Below are 1,313 nucleotides of genomic sequence, written 5' to 3' on the forward strand. Positions count from 1 at the left end.
TTCTTAGTTTGTGACTATAATATCACCTCGCTTGCCGGCATTGAGCGTCTCACTAATTTATTTTCACTAGAAATACACGATAGCGAGTTGACCACCGCTGATCTTTCGCAAAATAAATACCTGAATGGCTTTAGTGCGACTAACACAAAATTAGCTAGTCTTGTCTTTCCTGTAGACAGTTACTTATATACGCTAAAGGTCAATAATGGAGAGTTGAGTAATATCGATATATCCAACCTTAAACGTTTGGATTTAATTGAAATTACTAACAATTCGTTAGAGAGCATTGATCTTTCGAATAATGCTGAATTGAAACGAATCAAGTTGAATGATAATAAACTTGAAGATGTTAAAGGATTGTCCAGTCTACCAGTAACAAATCTTGAAGTAGCTGGAAATCAATTGAATTACTTGGATATATCTAAACTGGCTGATTTGGAACTTCTTGATGTCGAGAATAATAATCTCAATAACATCGATATTTCTGCGAACAAAAAATTAGTTTACCTGCGGACTGCCGGTAATGATATTGCGTTGATTAATTTAGAAAATAGTAATGTAAAACTCAAAAATGTGACGTTTTCGCATCCTACCGAGCTCAAGTTAACACGATATGAATGGGTTAAAGACGTACCCTTTGAGGATGAAAACTTTAAGCAGTGTATTCTAGATAGTGGACACGAAAAAGTAGCGAATGTGGTTCAGTTAGCCTGTACCTCAAAGAAAATTAAATCGATTGCAGGCATTGAATATTTACAGAACCTTAAAAAGATAAATGTTTATGCGAATTACATTCAGGAAGCAGATCTCAGAGCGAATAGATTGATTGATTTTACTGCGACGAGAAATGCTATTCGTGATGTTAAATTTGGTTGGAACCCTGAATTGAAAACCCTGCAACTTGCCGGAAATCTTCTAGAAAAAATTGATTTTAGCGGTGTTGAAAATATTGAGTACATGGTGATGTGGGGTAATAAGTTTAAGTACATCGACATTAATAATCTACACTCGCTAGAAACTGTTTATCTAGGCGATAATTTCTTAACTGAGATTGATGTTTCAAACTTAATGGTGCTAAAAAAATTGTTTGTAAATGATAATCGACTGTCTGAAATCGATGTGAGTAAAAATATAAACCTTATTGTTCTTGTTGTTCGTAATAATAATGTTCGCTCTCTAAACTTAAAAAATAATAAGAAATTAGTCAAAGATGAAGTAGGCGTCGATCAGTTCGTGAGAGTGGTTCGATAGATATTCTATTTGGTCGTATTACGTTGTAATGATAGGTCGTTAGCGGCCTATCACGCATTCTA

1 protein-coding gene is annotated in these 1,313 nt (G+C 34.3%); it reads left to right on the forward strand.

Annotated features, from left to right (window positions below; translation table 11 throughout):
- A partial coding sequence (locus RH85_RS22990; protein WP_006712451.1) for a leucine-rich repeat domain-containing protein occupies nucleotides 1-1,251 on the forward strand: 1,251 nt, incomplete at its 5' end.
- Between the last annotated feature and the right edge of the window lie 62 nt (nucleotides 1,252-1,313).

This window comes from Vibrio ichthyoenteri ATCC 700023 (assembly GCF_000222605.1).
GTDB classification, from domain to species: Bacteria; Pseudomonadota; Gammaproteobacteria; order Enterobacterales; family Vibrionaceae; genus Vibrio; species Vibrio ichthyoenteri.